Source organism: Rhodoferax sp. MLSD5-FHT05B10 (genome assembly GCF_058793415.1).
Genome location: NZ_JBXAFT010000008.1, coordinates 52,567 through 72,100, shown reverse-complemented (window position 1 = coordinate 72,100; position 19,534 = coordinate 52,567). Strand labels below are relative to the sequence as shown.

12 protein-coding genes are annotated in these 19,534 nt (G+C 63.4%); 3 read left to right on the top strand and 9 right to left on the bottom strand.

All coding sequences use genetic code 11. The features are described 5' to 3' along the window. Positions 1-175: 175 nt before the first annotated feature. The 7 genes from AC1Q5W_RS13640 to AC1Q5W_RS13610 form a co-directional block, all read right to left on the bottom strand. Positions 176-403, bottom strand: a complete 228-nt coding sequence (locus AC1Q5W_RS13640) for a formate dehydrogenase subunit delta (protein ID WP_492645152.1) — start codon at positions 401-403, stop codon at positions 176-178. Next, a complete protein-coding gene (fdhD, locus tag AC1Q5W_RS13635) occupies positions 400-1,233 on the bottom strand; it encodes a formate dehydrogenase accessory sulfurtransferase FdhD (RefSeq protein WP_492645151.1) in 834 nt (277 codons plus the stop codon). The genes AC1Q5W_RS13640 and fdhD overlap by 4 nt, the downstream gene beginning before the upstream one ends. Positions 1,234-1,242: 9 nt before the next feature. Beyond that, positions 1,243-4,131 (bottom strand): formate dehydrogenase subunit alpha, encoded by a 2,889-nt coding sequence (gene fdhF, locus AC1Q5W_RS13630; protein ID WP_492645150.1) that lies wholly within the window; start codon positions 4,129-4,131, stop codon positions 1,243-1,245. Between the two features lie 23 nt (positions 4,132-4,154). Next, positions 4,155-5,711, bottom strand: coding sequence for a formate dehydrogenase beta subunit (locus tag AC1Q5W_RS13625; RefSeq protein WP_492645149.1), 1,557 nt, complete (start codon positions 5,709-5,711; stop codon positions 4,155-4,157). After that, positions 5,708-6,196: a formate dehydrogenase subunit gamma gene (locus AC1Q5W_RS13620; RefSeq protein WP_492645148.1), complete on the bottom strand. Its 489-nt coding sequence runs from the start codon at positions 6,194-6,196 to the stop codon at positions 5,708-5,710. The genes AC1Q5W_RS13625 and AC1Q5W_RS13620 overlap by 4 nt, the downstream gene beginning before the upstream one ends. A 70-nt stretch (positions 6,197-6,266) precedes the next feature. After that, complete coding sequence (locus AC1Q5W_RS13615) at positions 6,267-7,940, bottom strand: OFA family MFS transporter (protein WP_492645147.1); 1,674 nt, start codon at positions 7,938-7,940, stop codon at positions 6,267-6,269. A 166-nt stretch (positions 7,941-8,106) separates the two neighbouring features. Continuing rightward, positions 8,107-9,054, bottom strand: a complete 948-nt coding sequence (locus tag AC1Q5W_RS13610; protein WP_492645146.1) for a LysR substrate-binding domain-containing protein — start codon at positions 9,052-9,054, stop codon at positions 8,107-8,109. A 71-nt stretch (positions 9,055-9,125) separates the two neighbouring features. On the opposite strand from AC1Q5W_RS13610, the gene AC1Q5W_RS13605 reads away from it, so the two are divergent. Continuing rightward, the gene (locus tag AC1Q5W_RS13605) at positions 9,126-10,025 is read left to right on the top strand and encodes a radical SAM protein (RefSeq protein WP_492645145.1); all 900 of its coding nucleotides are present in this window, start codon (positions 9,126-9,128) and stop codon (positions 10,023-10,025) included. Here AC1Q5W_RS13605 and AC1Q5W_RS13600 read toward each other — a convergent pair. Together AC1Q5W_RS13600 and AC1Q5W_RS13595 are read right to left on the bottom strand one after the other, a co-directional pair. Then, positions 10,022-10,762 carry a tRNA-uridine aminocarboxypropyltransferase gene (locus tag AC1Q5W_RS13600; RefSeq protein WP_492645144.1) on the bottom strand — a complete coding sequence of 247 codons (741 nt, stop codon included), beginning with the start codon at positions 10,760-10,762 and terminating at the stop codon, positions 10,022-10,024. The two genes, AC1Q5W_RS13605 and AC1Q5W_RS13600, sit on opposite strands and share 4 nt — an antisense overlap. Before the next feature lie 188 nt (positions 10,763-10,950). Further along, positions 10,951-15,003, bottom strand: a complete 4,053-nt coding sequence (locus tag AC1Q5W_RS13595; RefSeq protein WP_492645143.1) for an autotransporter domain-containing protein — start codon at positions 15,001-15,003, stop codon at positions 10,951-10,953. 206 nt (positions 15,004-15,209) lie between these two features. Here AC1Q5W_RS13595 and AC1Q5W_RS13590 point away from each other — a divergent pair, with 206 nt between their 5' ends. Next, positions 15,210-18,995, top strand: coding sequence for an AfsR/SARP family transcriptional regulator (locus tag AC1Q5W_RS13590; protein ID WP_492645142.1), 3,786 nt, complete (start codon positions 15,210-15,212; stop codon positions 18,993-18,995). Positions 18,996-19,117: 122 nt separating this feature from the next. Then, complete coding sequence (locus AC1Q5W_RS13585) at positions 19,118-19,507, top strand: hypothetical protein (protein WP_492645141.1); 390 nt, start codon at positions 19,118-19,120, stop codon at positions 19,505-19,507. Positions 19,508-19,534 lie beyond the last annotated feature (27 nt).

Here is a 19,534-nt window from a genome sequence, read left to right as displayed (position 1 = left end):
CCAGGTCCGCGACGGTGCCTTGCTCAATTTCGTTGCGTGGTGATCAGGTTAGCACAAGCGCTTACCCGTCCATTGTATGCGGCACACACCCCCAGCAGAAGCCACGCGAGACAGACGCATGTCGTCCCAGGACGCCTTGGCCGCCCAGAGCGGCGCATTCAGCCAGCCAGAACGTCTATTCGATTTGCGCCCGGTGCGCACGAACCGCCGCCAGCACAATGTCCCGAATGCCGTTGGCGTCCGTACGGTCCACTTGCTGCAGCAGAGCCCGGCGCATGCGCGGATCCCAGAATTTCTTGAGGTGCATGGCAACACCATCCAACGCCTCCTGGCGATCAGGCATGCTCTCGAAAAAGATGCCGATCTGGTTGGCCATGCGGATCAAATTGTCGTCATAAGTCATTGCGCGTCCAGTTTCAAACGTTCGGGGTGGCTGTAAATGGACCCATCGTCGCCACGGGCGAATCCGACCAGGGTCAGCCCCGCATCCTGGGCAACTTCAACCGCCAGCGCGGTAACACCCGATACCGCCACCAGCAGAGAAACTCCCACCGAGGCGGTTTTCTGCACCATCTCGTAACTCGCACGGCTGGTGATGACCACAAACCCTTCGCCGGGCAGGCCACGGGACCGGACCAAGGCCCCCGCCAGCTTGTCCAGCGCATTGTGCCGCCCCACGTCTTCGCGGAGCAGCGCAATCTGCCCATCGGCCGTGCACCAGGCCGCCGCGTGCGTGGCTCCCGTTACTGCCAGCAGAAGTTGTCGCGTGCGCAGGCCGGCGACGGCCCTGGCCACGGATCGGGCATCAAACCTGCCCCCCCCGGTCAAGGCAAGCGGACCGCGCACGGCATGCGCCAGGCTTTCGGTCCCGCACAGGCCGCACCCCGTGCGCCCCGTGAGGTTGCGCCGCATTTCCTTCAGGCGATGGAAGCAGGACGCAGCGATGGTGAGATGCACGGTGTAGCCGCGCTCCGAAGACGTGCACTCGCAATCGTAGATCTGCGAAGCCGTGTCCACGATCCCCTCGGTCACCGAAAAGCCGCAGGCAAAGTCCTCCAGGTCGTCCGGTGTGGCCATCATCACGGCGTGGGCAACGCCATTGAATTCAAGGGCCACTGGGACCTCTTCCGCCACGCAATCCTGCACCTCGCGCCAGTGACCGGAACGCACCTCGCGAACCGGTAGCGCGCGATAAACCTGCGCAGCAGGCTGGGGCACGTCGGACATGTCCATGGCCGTCAATCAGCGCGCAGCCAAGGCGGCACCCTGGGACGACGGATGCGCAGCGTCCAGCAGCGCCAACTGCTCCGCATTGAACCGTGCATAGGTTTGCTGCCACTCCGACGGCTGCGCAACCGGCTTCACCTGCACGGCCGTCACCTTGTATTCCGGGCAGTTGGTGGCCCAGTCGGAGTTGTCGGTCGTGATCACATTGGCACCCGACTCCGGAAAATGGAAGGTGGTGTAGACAACGCCCGGTTGCACGCGCTCGGTTACCTCGGCACGCAGCACGGTCTGGCCGGCGCGGCTTTCAATGCCCACCCAATCATCCTGCCGGATGCCCCGTTCCTCGGCATCGTGCGGGTGGATTTCCAGTCGGTCTTCGCTGTGCCATTGCGTGTTCTCCGTGCGCCGGGTCTGCGCACCCACGTTGTACTGCGACAGGATGCGCCCCGTGGTGAGGATCAGGGGGAACTTGCGTGTCACCTTCTCATCCGTGGCCACGTATTGCGTGATGATGAAGCGGCCCTTGCCGCGCACAAAATGGTCGACGTGCATGATCTCGGTTCCCAACTCGCCTGTGCTCTCGTTGCAAGGCCACTGCACGCTACCATGTTTCTCTATCTTTTCATAGGTCACACCCTGGAAGGTCGGTGTCAGCCGCGCGATCTCCGCCATGATGTCCCGCGGATGGGCGTAGTGCATGGGGTAGCCCAGGGCATTGGCCAGCTTGACGGTCACCTCCCAGTCCGCCAGGCCGGCCTTGGGCGGCATGACCTTGCGGACGCGGGAAATCCGCCGCTCGGCATTGGTGAAGGTTCCGTCTTTCTCCAGGAACGAAGATCCGGGCAAGAAAACGTGGGCGTACTTCGCTGTTTCGTTCAGGAAAATGTCCTGCACCACGATGCATTCCATCGCACGCAGGGAGGCGGTCACGTGCTGGGTGTTGGGGTCTGACTGGACAATGTCTTCCCCTTCGCAGTACAGGCCCATGAAGGTGCCCGCCTGTGCAGCGTCGAACATGTTGGGGATGCGCAGACCCGGCTCAGGGTCCAGCGTTACACCCCAGGCGGCCTCGAACTGCGAGCGCACGGTGGTGTCTGAAATATGGCGATAGCCCGGCAGCTCGTGCGGGAACGATCCCATGTCGCACGAACCCTGCACATTGTTCTGGCCCCGCAACGGGTTGACGCCCACCCCTTCGCGCCCCACATTCCCCGTCGCCATGGCCAGGTTGGCAATGCCGATGACGGCGGTGGAGCCTTGGGCATGTTCCGTCACTCCCAGGCCATAGTAAATGGCGGCATTGCCGCCCGTGGCGTACAAGCGTGCGGCAGCGCGAACGGTGTCGGCCGGCACGCCAGTGACCAGCGCCACGGCTTCCGGCGCATTTTCCGGGCGCGCCACGAACTCACGCCATTCGCGGAAAGACTTCTCGTCGCAGCGGGCGTCAATGTAGTCCTGGTCCAGGAGCCCTTCCGTCACCACCACGTGGGCCAGCGCCGTGATGACCGCCACATTGGTCCCGGGCTTGAGTTGCAGGTGGTAGTCCGCCTGGATGTGGGGGGCGTCCACCAATTCGATCTGGCGCGGGTCGATCACGATCAGGCGCGCGCCCTCCCGCAGACGCCTCTTCATGCGCGATGCGAACACCGGATGCGCAGCCGATGGGTTGGCGCCCATGACCAGGATCACATCGGACTTCTCCACCGACTTGAAGGTCTGGGTGCCGGCCGAGGTGCCATAGGTCTGCCCCAGACCGTAGCCCGTAGGCGAATGGCAGACACGGGCACAGGTGTCCACGTTGTTGTTGCCAAACGCGGCACGCACCAGCTTCTGGACCAGATAGGTTTCCTCATTCGTGCAGCGCGAGGATGTGATGCCACCCACCGAATCCTTGCCGTATTTGGCCTGGATGCGCCGGAACTCGCTGGCAGCGTAATGGATGGCCTCATCCCAGCTCACTTCCTGCCACGGATCGTCGATGTGCTTGCGGATCATCGGCTGGGTCATGCGGTCCTTGTGGGTGGCATAGCCCCAAGCAAACCGGCCCTTGATGCACGCATGGCCTTCATTGGCTTTGCCGTCCTTCCATGGCACCATGCGCACCACTTCATTGCCTTTCATCTCGGCCTTGAAGGCGCACCCCACACCGCAGTAGGCGCAGGTGGTGATCTTACTGTGCTCGGGCTGGCCCAGCATGATGACCGTCTTCTCCTGCAGGGTCGCCGTGGGGCAGGCCTCCACGCAAGCGCCGCAGCTCACGCATTCGGAATCCATGAAGGGCTGGTCCTGCCCCGGCGACACGCGTGAGCCAAAGCCCCGACCACTGATCGTGAGGGCAAACGTCCCCTGGGTCTCCTCACACGCCCGCACACAGCGGTTGCACACAATGCATTTGGATGCGTCGTAGGTGAAATAGGGGTTGGACTCGTCCTTGTGGCAGTCCAGGTGGTGCGCGCCACCGTACTGGCCGCCCACGCCATACCGTACCTCGCGCAAGCCGGTCACGCCGGCCATGTCCTGCAACTCGCAATTGCCATTGGCCGAACAGGTCAGGCAGTCCAGCGGGTGGTCAGAAATGTACAGTTCCATCACGCCTTTGCGCAGGTCTTGCAGCTTGGGCGTCTGGGTTCTCACCTTCATGCCGGCTTCCGCCGGCGTGGTGCACGAGGCCGGGAAGCCCTTGCGGCCTTCAATTTCAACCAGGCACAAGCGGCAGGACCCAAACGGCTCCAGGCTGTCCGTTGCACACAGCTTGGGCACCTGGATGCCCGCATCCACTGCGGCCCGCATCAGCGAGGTGCCCGCGGGAACGGTCACGCTCTCGCCATCGATTTCCAGTGTAATTTCCTGCGTTGACTCACGACGCGGTGTACCAAAGTCGGTTTCCTTGAGATGCTCAAGCATGGGTTTCTCCTGCGGAAGATTTCTCAGGCGCTTTCGGTCGATGGCGCAGCCAGTCCGAAATCCTGCGGATAGTGGTTCAGCGCCGACAGCACGGGGTTGGGCGTCATGCCCCCCAACGCGCACAGGGAGCCGTGCAGCATGGTGTCGCAGAGATCACGCAGCAGCTTGACCTGCGGGAGCGGGTTTTCGCCCCGGGTGATGCGGTCTATGACCTCGACACCACGGGTCGAGCCAATGCGGCACGGCGTGCACTTGCCGCACGATTCGATGGCGCAAAAATCCATCGCATAACGGGCCAGCTGCGACAGGTCCGCCGTGTCGTCATGCACCACGATGCCGCCGTGCCCCACGGTCGCACCAATGGCCGCATAGGCTTCGTAGTCCAGGGGAACGTCCCAATGCGCCTCGGGCACGTAGGCCCCCAGCGGCCCGCCCACCTGCACCGCCTTGATGGGGCGGCCCGAAGCGCTGCCTCCGCCAAAGTCGAACAGGAGCTGGCGCAGCGTGACGCCAAAGGCCTTCTCCACCAGCCCGCCGTACTTGACGTTGCCCGCCAGCTGGATGGGCAAGGTGCCGTGCGAGCGTCCCACACCGTAATTTTTGTAGAAGGCGGCGCCGCGTGCCAGGATGATGGGTACCGAGGCAAAGGTAATCACGTTGTTGATGACCGTGGGCTGGCCAAACAGCCCCTGCAACGCGGGAATGGGCGGCTTGGCGCGAACCACGCCGCGCTTGCCTTCCATGCTCTCCAGCATGGCGGTTTCTTCACCGCAGACATAGGCGCCCGCCGCCTTGCGCACTTCCAGCTGGAAGCTGTGCCCTGAACCCAGAATGTCCGATCCCAGATACCCCGCGGTCGTGGCGATTGCAATGGCCTTCTGCAGTGTGGCCACCGCATGCGGGTACTCGGAGCGGATGTAGACATAGCCCTGCGTCGCGCCCGTGGCCAGTGCCGCAATGGTCATCCCCTCCACCAGCATGAAAGGGTCACCCTCCAGGGTCATGCGGTCTGAATAGGTACCGGAGTCGCCTTCATCGGCATTGCAGACCACATATTTCTGTGTGGCCTGCGCGGCCGCCACGGTCTTCCATTTGATGCCGGCCGGAAACGCCGCACCACCCCGCCCCCGCAAGCCGGCGTCCAGCACCTGTTGCACCACGTCGGCCGCAGGCAGCTCCAGCGCACGGCGCAGGCCGGCAAAACCGCCATGGGCTTCAAAATCGTTCAGCGACAGGGGGTCAATGACCCCCATGCGGGCAAAGGTCAGACGCTCCTGCTGGCGCAAGTAGGCGATGTCCTCCGTCGGCCCCAGGCGCAAGGCGTGGGCGGCACCGGTCTGGAACCCCGCATCGAAAAGACTGGCCACGACCTGCGGCGTCACCGGCCCGTAGGCGATGCGGCCTGCATCGGTCACGACCTCAACCAGGGGTTCCAGCCAGAACATGCCCCGCGAGCCATTGCGCACCAACTCAATATCCACGCCGCGCTGGTGCGCTTCCCGGACCATGGTTTGCGCCACATCGTTCGCCCCCAGTGCCAGTGCTGCGGAGTCGCACGGAACAAAAACCTTGATGCTCATGCCGCGCTCCTTGCGGTGCCCACTAGGCGATCGAATGTGTCGGCATCCACCCGGGCATGCACCTTCTCGTTCAGCGCCAAGGCCGGGGACGTGGCACACAGGCCCAGGCAATACACCGGCTTCAGGGTGACGGAGCCGTCCTCGGTGGTGGCGCCATGCGACGCCTGTTCCGGATCAACACCCAGCTGGGTGCAGGCGTGTGCCCACAAACGCTCCGCGCCCATGGACTGGCACGCCTCGGCGCGGCAGATCTGCACCACGTTGTGCCCCTGCGGTTCGGTCCGGAAGTGGTGGTAGAAAGTGACCACCCCATGCACCTCTGCCCGCGACAGGTTGAGCGCCTGGGCGATGGTGCCGACCGCCTGCTCCGGTATGTAACCCAGGGCGTCCTGGATGCCATGAAGAATGGGAAGCAGCGCCCCGGGCAGGTGCTTCTGGGCCTCCACCACATTCTGGATGGTCTGGTCGGTTGTATCTGTCGGCATATTCTCTTGTCTGGAAGGAAAGGGGCCCTACGTTGCCCGGCACCGGCCGGGCAACCGCAGCAGCCCGTTGTCAGAAGAACTTGGCGACGGTCAGGGAGGTTCGGTACACGCCCCAGGCCAGCGGAATACCCACTGCGGCCCAGGCCAGCACCAGGAACACCGGGCTGCTGGGTGCGTCGTGCACATGACTGCCATCACCTTGCACTTCGGAAGCCTTGACCTTTTCGTGAGCCAGGCGCTTCTCGGTCTCCAGTTCCTCTGGCGTCATGAACCACTTGGGGTTCAAGGGGCGCACCAGCAGATTGCAGATCAGGCCGACCACCAGCATGCCCACCAGGATGTACATGGTCTGGTTGTAGACCTGCTCACGCGGCAGCCCCAGGCCCAGTTGGTATTCCCGCATGTAGTTCACCACCACGGGGCCCACGATGCCCGCCGTGGCCCAGGCCGTCAGCAACCGGCCGTGAATGGCACCCACCATCTGCGTTCCGAAAATATCGGCCAGGTAGGCCGGAACGGTGGAAAAACTGCCCCCGTACATGCTCAGGATCACGCAGAATGCGGCGACAAACAGCACCTTGGAACCCGCTGCGGCGCTGCCCGGAATGCTGAAGTACAGAACACCGCCCAGCAGGAAGAACACCACATAGGTGAGCTTGCGGCCGAGCTTGTCGGAAATGGTGGCCCAGAAAAAACGCCCCCCGATGTTGAACAGGCTCAGCAGCGCGGTAAAGCCCGCGGCCACACCGGCAATGGCCGCCAGTTCGGTCTTGTCCAGCTCGCCAAACTTCTTGGCCACACCGATCAGGGAACCACCAAACACCTCCTGCAGCATGGGCGAGGCCATGCCGATGACGCCAATACCAGCGCTCACATTCATGCACAGGACCATCCAGATCAGCCAGAACTGCGGGATGCCCCAGACCTTGCTCACATGCACATGGTTCTGCGTGATCATGGCGTTGCTGACCTGGGCTGGCTTCGGTGTCCAGCCGGCCGGCTTCCAGCCGGTCTCCGGGATGCGGTAGCCGAAGGCGCCCGCCATCATGAACACGAAGTACACCAGGGCCATCACCAGAAAGGTCTGTGTCACGCCCACGCTGGTCGGGGTGGCAAAGTACTTCATCAGGTCCGAGGCCAGCGGCGAGCCAATCATGGCGCCGCCACCGAAGCCCATGATGGCCATGCCAGTCGCCATGCCGCGACGGTCCGGGAACCATTTGATCAGCGTGGACACGGGTGAGATGTATCCCAGCCCCAGCCCGATACCACCGATCACCCCCGAACCCAGCACCATCAGCCAGAACTGGTGGAGGTAGACGCCCAAGGCGGAGATCAGCATGCCGCCGCACCAGCACAAGGCCGACACAACGCCCACCTTGCGGGGACCCACGCGCTCCAGCCAGCCGCCCCAGATCGAGGCGGAAGAGCCGAGCAGCACAAAGAACAGCGTGAACATCCAGCCCAGGGTGGAAATTTTCCAGTCGCAGGAGGTGGTGAACAACTCCTGGAAGAAGCCCACCTCCGGGCCGCACTTGATGGATTCCTTGATCCCCAGCGCCTTGGACAGCGGCAGCCAGAACACCGAGAAGCCGTAGGCCATGCCGATGCACAGATGGATGGCCAGTGCCGCGGGGGGAACCAGCCAACGGTTGAACCCGGGGCCCGCAACGATGTGCTCCTTGTCGAGCACCCCTAATCGATCCTTCGGGAACGCGGACGTCCCATCCAGTACTGCTGACATGCTGTCTCCTTAGTAATTAATGCCCACTTGTTGCGAGCTGGCGGCAGTGTCACGGAGACGCCTCTCGCAAGCAAATTTATTCTGCACATGGCCCGATACAGGATCTGAATTTAGGTACAAACCCTGCCCCATTCAAACCCGCGGCAGCCACGGGGCGGGTGGCACCCTAGGGCTGCAGCAACCCGGTATGGGAGCGGACGTGGCGCTGCCAGTCGGCATCGGCCGCCATTTCCAGGGCCGCACGCAAGGTGTGCGAGGGGCGATCCGACGCGGGGAACATGAACCCGATGGGCGTGAGCACCTCGGGTCCGACCAGAGGAACGGCTTCCAGTTCCGGATACCCGCGCAAGGCGCCCACCAGCGCGCCGGGCAGGATGCTGCAGACCTCGCCCACGACAACACTCAGGCCCAGAGCCAGGATGGAGTTGGTTTCAATCACCGCCCTAGGGCTTGCCTTGGCCTCCCGGAACGCGCCGTCCACGATGCTGCGGTTGTGCATTTCGGGCGTCAGCAGGCTCAGCGGCAATTGCGCCGCGGCCTCCCAAGTCATGGCCTGCTCCACAATGCGCAGGCCCGACGGGCCCGGTTCGGCGGCACGGCGCAACAGGAAATACCGCTCGGTGTACTGGGCGATGGTCGCGACCTTTGCCCCACGGAACTTCAGCCGGTCGGTATACCCCAGCGCCAGGTCCAGCGAAAGGTTCTCCAGGCCCGCATCGATCTCCGGCGAACTCATGGACCGCAGGGAAAGGGAAATGCCCGGATGGCGCCCCTGCAGCAGGCCCACAAACCGGGCGGCAATGGGCATCACCGAGGGCACGGCCCCCAGCGCCAGCGTGCCCACCGGCTTGTCCGCGGCGCTTTTGAGCGCCTGCCGCAGCAACTCCTGCTCATGCAGCACCCGCTGGGCGGTGACAAAGATCTGCTCGCCTTCGGGCGTAAAGCTCTCAAAGGCGCGGCCCCGCTTGACGATAGCCGTTCCGAACTCCACCTCCAGCGCGCGAATCGCATTAGACAAGGCCGGCTGCGTGATATGGCAGGCCTCTGCCGCACGCCCGAAATGCTTGTGCTGATGCAGCGCCACCAGGTAATGGAGTGATGTGAACAAGCTCATGGGGGGCAATGATATCTTTGCCTCCCACATTACCATTGCGCTAGCCTGCACCCACCCGAAGGTCCCACGACGTGCCACAAGAATTCCCGATCCGTTACATCGCTCCCGTGTTTCGCCCGCCCAGCGAGGCCCAGTCACTGATCCTGCCGGTCACCAACGGCTGCTCCTGGAACCGGTGCACCTATTGCGAGATGTACACCGCGCCACAGAAGAAGTTCGCCGTGCGCGACGAGCAGGAAATGCTGGATGCCATCACCCGCAGCGGCGCGCTCTACGGCAGCCAGGTCCAGCGGGTCTTTCTGGGGGATGGCGACGCCATGGCGCTGTCCACGCGGCGGCTCATGACCCTGCTGACCGCGATCAAGGCGCAGCTGCCCGCCGTGCGACGCATTTCCAGCTACTGCCTGCCGCGCAACGTGCGCAGCAAGACGGTCCAGGAATTGACGGAGTTGCGCCAGACGGGGTTGACGCTGGCCTACATAGGCGCCGAGTCGGGCGATGACCAGGTTCTGCAGAAGGTCAACAAAGGGGAAACCTTCGAATCCACCCGCGAAGCGCTGGAGAAACTGAGCGCAGCCGGCATCAGCCGCTCCGTCATGCTGCTCAACGGCCTGGGCGGGCGGGTGCTGTCGCGGGAACACGCCGCCCACTCCGCCCGGCTCGCCAACCTGACCCAGCCCGAGTTCCTGGCTACCCTGGTGGTCAGCTTCCCGCAGGGCGAAGAACGGTTCCGCCAAGCCTTTCCCGAGTGGGAGCCGCTGGACCCGCATGGACTGTTCTGCGAAACCGAACAGCTCCTGCAGGCCCTGGAACTCCGGCGCACCGTGTTCCGCAGCGACCACGCGTCCAACTGGCTGGCACTCAAGGGCAACCTGGGTGCCGAAAAGGAACGGCTGCTGCGCGAGGTGCGCCAGGCCATCGACGCCCCGCAGTCCGCCCCGCTGCGTCCCGCCTGGCAGCGGGGGCTTTAGCCCGCAGGGCCCGGTTGCTCAGAGGCCGCGGCCAGGTCACGCAGGCGCTGGTGCGCGGCGTCGTCCCAATCCGGTGGCACTGCCCGCTTGGCATTCAGGTAGTGGTTGGTGAATACGTCCAGGTAGGCCTCCAGCGTGGCGGCGGCATGCTGCTCGCCCGCCAGGGCCAGGCACAGGGCGGCGACCTCCGAAGTGCACAGATGTTCATCGCGCGTGGAACGGCGCAGACGGTAACGCGAGAGCTGTTCGGGCTGCAGGCTGAGCACCGGCAGGGAGTCCAGATAGGGGCTTTTTCGAAACATCTTGCGGGCCTCCGACCAGGTGCCGTCCAGCAACACAAACAGCGGCCGCTTCCCGGGATGCACCGCCACCTCGGAGACCACGCGCTGTGGCGCCGCATACTCACCCGGAAAGACCACATAGGGGTCCCATTGCGGATCGGCCAAAAGCGCCGGCAAGGCCGGGTCCACCACCGTGCGCGCCCAGCCAAAGGCGGCCGTGTCCGGCACCACGTCGGCTATCAGCCACCCGGTGTTGGTGGGCTTGAGCGGCTCGGTTCCGCTCATCAGCAGGCACATGCCCGAGCGGGTGGACACCTGCGGCCGCAAGGCACACAGGCAGTGGCTGAAGATCACCCGGCAACCGGGGCAACGCGGCGCACGCGAATTCCGGGAAACGAAGGACGGATCACTGCCCACCAGCTGTGCTGCGCGCAACCGGGCTACGGCATGGCGCATGCGGCATCCCACGGGCAGGAAAAAATGGAAAACATCGTGGCGTCAATCGGTAGGTAAAAGGCGGGGCTGGCCTGCTGGGCTGCCGCGAACCGACCCAGTCTAAGCGAAACCCCAACCCGTATGCGCCGCGCAAGCCAGCGCATCTGCCCACCCGGCAGGGGTGAACCCCACACACGCCATCGATGCCGTCAGAAACCGTAGCGCAAAGTCATTCTCAGACTGTTGGCGCGATAGGCGTTGGCACCCATGGTCCCCAACCACGCAACGTTGGCCTGCAAGCCGCGACGGTTCCTGAAACTCAATCCCAGCCCCAAAGACTGCATATCGTTCGGCATACCTGTCACGATCGCGTTGTAAATCGATCCACCGGCACCCGAATCCGTGTAGTACATGGATTGAACGACATCACTGCTGGCACTGCTTGAGAACTGCAGCTTGAATGACGGCGTCAACTGGCCGCCAGCAAAGACATAGTCCCTGGAAATATCCAGGCCACCCGTGAAGCTGGTACTGGTAAAGCTGCTATCGTTGTAGGTCAACGCCAAGGCGCTGCCTTGCTCGGAGTAGCTGTCCAGCTTCACATTGACAACATCCGCGCGGCCAAATGGAGACACCCGAACCTTTTGCAGCGTCATTTCGCGTGTCAGGCTCAGGGAGCCGTATACAACCTTTCCTTTGCGGTCACCCGATAGCAACACCTTATTGGTGCTGTCCCAGCGGCGGTTGTCATATGCGACGTCACCGACTCCCAGTGCGCCGTCCACAAACCAGTGTTTCTCCGGTTTGTAGGACAGGTACAGCGAGCCCGACAACTGCTGCGCCTTGCTCTCACTGCCAACGTCATCAAAAGTGGCGTTGTCTCTGGCGTAGCCCACCGAGGCGCCGACAATCAATTTGGGACTGACCTTCACATCCATGCCAAACGTCAGCCCCCTGCTGGAGAACTTGGTCAGCAAGCCATCTAGTCCATCCACAGAGCCGACCTCAATGTTGCCTGCGGTCCAGAAGGCCGTGGGCATATCGGCAATGCGAGGCAGTGCGCTGTTCGTGACGGGCTCGTGATCCGCTTCTTCGTCTTCTGCAGGATTCTGCTCATTCTGCAAGGCCGCACCACCTTGCGCAAATGAGACCTTTTGAAGGCGTTGGTATTCCGTCGTCTTCAATTTCTGTTCTTCTGCCGGGAGAACATTCCGGTCTTGGGCTCCGCCCAAGTCGTCGAGGATTTTTGCACCGGCCATCCGCAGCGTGTCCAGGTTGGGTGCGGTAAAACTGGCACCAAAACGGTTACGGATGCTGAAGTCGCTGTGCAAGATTTGCACATGGTTGTAGATGTTGCTCATCTGGGCCACGGTAAAGCGTTGCGCGGTGGCCGCCTGGTAGACGACGTTTTGTGCCACAACAGGATTGTTGGCGGGGTCCGGTCGCACATTCACACTCACAACAACCACCCCACTGGTGGAGCCGGCTGTGCCTGCATCGCCTGAATACACCACGGTCAGATTGTGGCTGCCAACCGCAAGGGCAGAAGTCACGACGCTGGCAACGCCACCGCTGATACTGGCGCTTCCAATAACAGTCGCGCCATCCTTGAAACTGGCGGTTCCCGTTGCGGTGGAAGGAGTGAGCGTTGCTGTCAGATTGACACTCTGCCCCACCATGGGATTGAGCGAAGAACTCGCCAAGGTGACCGTTGACACAGCCTGGTTCAGGACCTGAACGCTGACCGTTGCGGTTGCTGCGCTGTAGCTCGCATCGGCGGCCTTGGTTGCCGTGACCACGCAGGTTTCGGCAATGCTGCCAGCACTGAGAACACTACCAGTGACCGAGCAACTTCCGGTTGTGACCGCATAGCTGATCGCACCGGTACCTGAGCCGCCTGCAGTGGTCAGCGTGGCGGTGCCTGTCACCTTGGTCACGCCGGTCTTATCACTGGTAACGGTGAGCGCCGCCTGGGCATTCTTGCCTACCGTCAACAGGTAGCTTTGCGTCGCCTGGGCATTGACACCGACCACTGCCGCTTGCGTCGCGGTGATTGTGCTGGTCCCTGCACTGACGGGCGTGACCACGCCACTGGCACTTACCGTTGCCACCGCGGTATTGGAACTGCTGTAACTGATGGCGCCGTAGCTGCCGCCAACCAGCGTCGAGGCCGCAACGTTTGTGAGACTGGATCCCATCGTTACGGATGCCGCACTGGGTGTTGCAAACGTCAGCACGCCAACGGCCTCGCTGACGGAGAACGTTTGCGTGACCGTTGTGGCCGCCAGATAGGTTACGTTACCCGACTGGTCGGCGTTGATGCTACATGTACCAGACGAAACAAAGGTCAATACACCCGCAGAGGTCACCGTGCAGACACCGGGAGTCACGGAGGTAAACGTCGGCACCAAGCCGGAACTGGCCATTGCCACCAAGGTCGGAGACGTGCCGTAAGTTTGCGCGCCAGGGTTGTTGAAGGTAATGGCTTGCGCTGACTTGGGCGTGACCGCTGCAGAAGCGGACGACGCACTGCCCGTACCGGCAGAGTTTGTCGCAGTCACCGTGAAGGTGTAGGCCGTACCGTTCGCAAGACCCGCTACCATAATCGGGCTGGCAGAACCGGAGCCGGTGAAGCCACCGGGGCTGGAAGTCACGGTATAGCCGGTAATGCTGCTGCCGCCGTTCGATACCGGAGCAGTGAATGCCACGCTGACCTGGCCGCTGCCTGCGGTGCCGACAGGACTGGTTGGTGCGCCTGGCACGACGGCATTCACGGCAAAAGTCTGCCCGACCGTAGTTGCTGCCAGGTAGGTTCCGTTGCCTGCCTGATCGGCAGTAATCGTACAGTTGCCCGCGGTGACAAACGTCAGCACCCCACCGGAAGTGATCGTACAGATGCCTGTCGTGACTGAGGTGAACGTGGGTGTCAGGCCAGACGAAGCTGTGGCCGTCAAGGTCGGGCTGGTGCCGAAATTTTTCGCGCCGGGATTCGTAAAGGTGATCGTTTGTGCAGATTTCGGCGTCACTGCAGCCGAGGCTGACGATGCGGAACTGGTACCCGCAGAATTTGTTGCAGTTACCGTGAAGGTGTAAGCCGTACCATTGGCAAGACCCGCTACGATAATCGGGCTGGCCGCACCAGAGCCAGTGAAGCCACCGGGGCTGGCCGTCACGGTATAGCCGGTAATGCTGCTGCCGCCATTCGATACCGGAGCAGTAAACGCCACGGTGACTTGGCCGCTACCAGCGGTACCAACCGGGCTGCTTGGTGCATCTGGCACGACAGCATTCACGGCAAAAGTCTGACCGACCGTCGTTGCGGCCTGATAGACGGCATTACCCGCCTGGTCGGCATTAATCGTACAGTTGCCCGTGGTGACAAACGTCAGGACGCCACCGGAAGTAATCGTACAGATGCCGGTTGTTGTTGAACTGAACGTTGGTGTCAGACCGGAGGACGCCGTTGCCGTGATGGTTGGGCTGGTGCCGAAATTTTTCGCACCGGGATTCGTAAAGGTAATGGTTTGCGGTGCTTTCGGTGTCACCGCATTCGACGCCGCAGAGGCGGTACCGGTACCAATCGCGTTAGTTGCGGTGACGGTGAAGGTATAAGACACACCATTTGTTAAACCTGTCACGCTTATTGGGCTGGATGTACCGGTGCCGGTGATGTTGCCGGGGCTGGACGTCACGGTATAACCAGTGATTGCGCTGCCGCCATCGGATGCGGGTGCCGTGAAGGCGACCGATGCCGTGGTGTTGCCGGCCGTGGCCGTGCCTATGGTTGGCGCGCCGGGTGCACTGGTCTGCGCAGGGATGGTGACCGTTACCGTACTGGTACCGGTAGCGTTGCCATCGACAAAGAAAAATGTGTCTGTTGTATTCGATAATCCGGTAGGAATGGTGTAGTAGAAACCACTGAAGTCATTTGAACCACTATTGTTCACCGAATGGATAATCACATTTCCCGAACCTTTGGTGCTGCTGATATATTTGCTGGTATTCGTGACCACACCTTCATCGTTCATCGCCGTTGCGATGCCATTCACGTCGTTTATCCCGAATAAATTCGCGTCCCCGCAAGCAGTATTGTCTGAGGGGGAAAATAAAAATTTATACCTTGCGGGCTGTCCGGCAAATTGCGAGTTTGCTGCTTCGAACGTTACCGTTCCGCCGGCTGCGGCGGTGAAACTGATGTTACAAGTCGCAGATGCTTGCCCGTAGGCCAGCAAGCAAAAAACCACCATGAGCAGCTTGCCCACGCCGCTACACACCCCTTTTTTGACACGCGACCGCACCGTTGCGCACGTTGACTGCATTGCATTGCTCCCTGAATTTGATGTTGCGCACGGCCGTGACAGTGGCCTGGATTCCTGGTCCGCCGCGTCCGTTTTGGGACGGGGGCGCCCTGCACTTGTATGCTTGCGCCCGTTGGCGGCCAGTTCCACCATTGCTGCCAGTCCATCGTATGAAGCGACCGTCACAAGAACGCAATAGACCAAGCAGCGCTGCGCCACTGCAACTCAGCCTGCTGGGCGGCTGGCGACTGGAGCTGCTCGGCCAGGCGGCACCGGGCCTGGCCTATGAGAAAGGACGCGCCCTGTTGGCGTACCTGGCCATGGAACGCCGCTGGCACCCGCGTGACCAACTGGCGACCCTGTTCTGGCCGGAGTCCGCCGGGCCGCGCGCCAATCTGCGCCAGGTTCTGGCCAATCTGCGTACCGTGCTGGGGGATGCCCAGGCGCCCACTCCCTGCCTCCTCGTCGAACGGGATGCCGTGCGCTTCAACCCGGACTGCGCGCTGGCCCTGGACGTCACCGCCTTCACCGCAGAAGAGCTGCACGACAGCGCCAACACCCCAGACCTGCCCACCCGGCTGGAGCAGCTTGAGCGCGCCATCGCGCTCTACCAGGGCGAGTTTCTGGCCGGCCTCACGCTGCCGGATTGCCCGGAATTTGAAGACTGGCGCCAGTTCCAGCGCGAGGCCCTGCACCGCCACGCCCTGTCGCTTCTGACACAGCTGGCCGAAGGCCATACGCAGACCGGCCATCCGCAACGCGCGCTGGCATTTGCCCGCCGCCATGTGGCGTTGGAACCCTGGGATGAACCCGCGCAACGCCGTGTCATGGAGCTGTACGTAGCTACCAACCAAAGCCTGGCCGCACTGCAACACTATGAAGCGTTTGCACAGCAGTTGCAGGCCGAGCTTGGCGTGCAACCGGAAGAAACCACGCGCGGGCTCTACCGGTCTTTGCGCGACCAGCGCCCCGGAGAGTCTCCCACGCCGGCGCCACTCCCGACGGCGGTGCCTGCGTCCAGGCCGATCCCGGACGCCCTCCCCGAGCGCCGCCAGGTGACGGTGCTGTACTGCGAGCTGACCGCTACCGCCAGCGATCCGGAAGACCGGGCGGAGCAGTTGCGCGAGCCCCAGCGATACACCATGGACCGCATTACCCGCGCCGGCGGCCATTTGGTGCAGGTGCACGGCGGCGGCTTCCTGGCCTATTTCGGCTACCCCATGGCCCAGGAAAATGCGGCCGTCCTGGCCGTGCGTACAGCCCTTGCCATTGCGCAGGACAGCGGACCCGCCGTGCGGGCACGATTGGGTGTGCACACCGGGATGATCGTCACCAGTGCAGACCCCCATGCCCCGGACACCGTGGGTGAGACCTCGGCACAGGCAATCCGCCTGCGTCTGCAGTGCGCACCAGGCGAGGTTGCCGTCAGCGGCAGCACCCATCGTCTGGTCGAAGGCTATTTCCATTTTGACGCGCTGGACAGCGCGTCGTTGCGCCATGCATCGGCGCTGCCAACGTTTCGCCTGCGGGGCCCCAGTCAGGCCCGCGCGCGACTCGAAGCAGCGCAACAACTGGCACCCTTTGTCGGGCGGGAAGCCGAGCTGGCGCAGCTGCAGACGTTTTTGCAAAGCACCCGGAGCGGGCGGCACGTCCGTGCACTGCTGCTGCACGGCGAGGCCGGCATTGGCAAGTCCCGCCTGGTCTGGCACTGGCGCCAATCCCTGCCCCCAGGTGCGCAACGTCTGCTGGAACTGCGCTGCAGCCCCGAGTACGGCCACACCGCGTTGCACCCTTTTATCGCGCGTCTTCACCAAGCCTGTGACTTCGCGACATGCGACAACGATGCCACGCGGATGCAGCGGCTGGAGCACTACCTCAGAAGCGCCCACCCGCAGGCGGACAACCATGCGGCCCACCGGCTCGCCCGCCTGCTGGGCCTGCCCTCGCAAGAACGCTATGGCCTGTTCGCCGAGTCACCACAACAGGAGCGCGCGCAATTGCAGCAGCTGCTGCTGTCCCTGCTGGGCGGCATGGCGGCCCAGCAGCCGCTGGTGTTGCTGGTAGAGGACCTGCATTGGGCCGACCCCAGCACCCTGGAGTTGCTGGAGCGGTTGCTTGCGACCCCCACCCTGGGTACCGTAGGCGTGCTGCTGACCGCACGGCCAGACTTTCAGCCCGTCTGGACCGCACAGGCGCAGATGCTGTCCCTGGGGCCACTGTCTGGCGCCGACGCATACACCCTGGCCCAGGGCGTTTGCCCGTCGCGGCCCCTGACACAGGCTGTGCTGCAGCACATCCTTCAGCACACCGATGGCGTCCCCCTGTTCGTTGAGGAAATGGCCCATATGCTGGTGGCCGATGCCGACACGCCGCGGGATCTCGCCACCCGCATTCCCAGCACGCTGCACGACTTGCTGATGGCCCGCATTGACCAACTGGGTGATGCCCGACGGCTGACCCAGTTTGCGGCGACCATGGGGCGTGAATTCGACCGCTCCCTGCTGCTTGCCGTGAGCGACCTGCCAGCGCAGGCGAGCGAAGCTGCACTGGCCCGGCTGGAAGCCTCCGGGCTGGCCCACCGGATGCCGGAGATGGCCCCCCCCACCTACCAGTTCAAGCACGCGCTGGTACAGGAGGCGGCCTACCAGTCGCAAACCCGTGCCACGCGCCGGCAGGCCCACCAGCGCATCGCGCAAGCCCTGCTGGCGGGCGCACAAGCCGGTACCGAGGCACCTGAGCTGCTGGCACGCCACTTCCGGGGCGCCGAAATGCCCGTGGAAGCCGTCACCTGGTGGCTGCGGGCGGGCACCGAGGCCGCGCTGCGCTGCGCCACCACCGAGGCACTGGACCACTTCCAGCAGGCACTCAATACCCTGGACACCCTGGACGCCACGCCCACGCGGGACGGCATGGAACTGCGGGTGCAGATGGAACTGGGCAACGTCCTGCTCGCCAGCCGGGGCTACGGATCATCCGAAGCCGCCCAGGCCTATACCCGCGCCATGGTGCTGGGCCAGAAGAGCGGTGACACGCTGGCCCAGTTCCGTTCAAGCTGGGGGCTGTACCTGGGATCCAGCTCGCGCACGCACCACAGCGACTCCATGGCCATGGCCGAACAGCTGCTGCAACTGGCCGACCGCGAAGGCCACGCCGAGTGGCGCATCGCCGCCCGCTACGCCTGCGCCAATTCGGCCTACACGCTGGGGCACTTCGCCCAGGCCTGTATCCACGTGCAGGAAGCACGCAGACACTACACGCCGGCACTGGACTCCACACTGCTGGCCCTGTTTGGCGAAAACGTGATGGCCTCGGCCCTGTTTTTTGAAGCCTGGTCGCTGTGGGCGCTGGGGCAACCCGCTGCCAGCCAGCAGGCCGCCACGGAGGCGCTGACGATCGCCAGCTGCACCGCTCACTCGCACACCCTGGGTTTTGCCTACAGCTGTGCCGGGGTGCTCTACCGCATGCTGGACAACCCGGCGCAGGTCGCAGCCTGCAGCGAACAGCTCAGCATGCTGGCGGCACGCCATGGTTTCCCGTTCTGGCAAGCCAGCGCCGAGTTGCTGGCAGGCTGGGTCCAAGCGGCCCGGGGGGACCTTCAGGGCGGGGCGCGCATTGCTGCGACGATTGACGCCATCCGCGCGAACATCTTCAGTGGCGCCGTCATGTTCTTTCTGGAAATCCAGGCCGACGCCTATGTCCGGCTGGGGCAATACACCGAACTGATGCAGGTGGTGGACGAAGGGCTGCAGATCATGGAGGACACCCACGCGCGCCACTTCGAAGCGGATCTGTACCGGCTCAAGGGCGAATGCCTGCTGCACCTGGGGGGCGACGTCGATGCCGCCCGCATGTGGATCCAGCGGGCCCAGACCTGCGCCCAGGCGCAGGGTGCCGTGTTGCTGGAACGTCGGGCGCAGGCCAGCGGCAGTGTCCTGGCCGAGCAAGTCGCTGCCTGAGCCAGCGCCTTCCTGTTCGGCACATGGGTGAAACGCCGTATGCTCCGCATCCATGTCTATTCCCCGACCAAGGCCATGCGGACACCGAATCTGCACTTGGACTTTACCTAGCGAGATCCATCTTGACCCAGCACGCCAAACCGCCCCGCGCCCCTTTGCTTGTTCCGGCCGACGTGGTTCTGGCGGTCTACGCCATGTGGGCCAGCCTGCTCTTGAGCATGGGGTTCGCGATCGACGAGCTGTTGGTCTCCCCGTCGAAACTTGATCCGATGCTGCGATTCGGCATCTTTGCCGGCGACATCGTGTTGATCAAGCTGCTGCCGTTGAAGGGCCATTGGGTCCGGTATGCCGCCGTCGCGCTGGTGGTCCTTTTTTACGCCCTGCTGGCATTCGACGCCAACGGCCTGACCCACAATGACCTGTGGCACATGCTGATCAAGGCGCCCATGGATGTTTTTGTCATCACGCGGCTCTTCAGCAAGTCCACCAGCGATTGGCTTGCCGCACGCTGAGGTTCTGCCGTCTGGCGCCCTCCACCG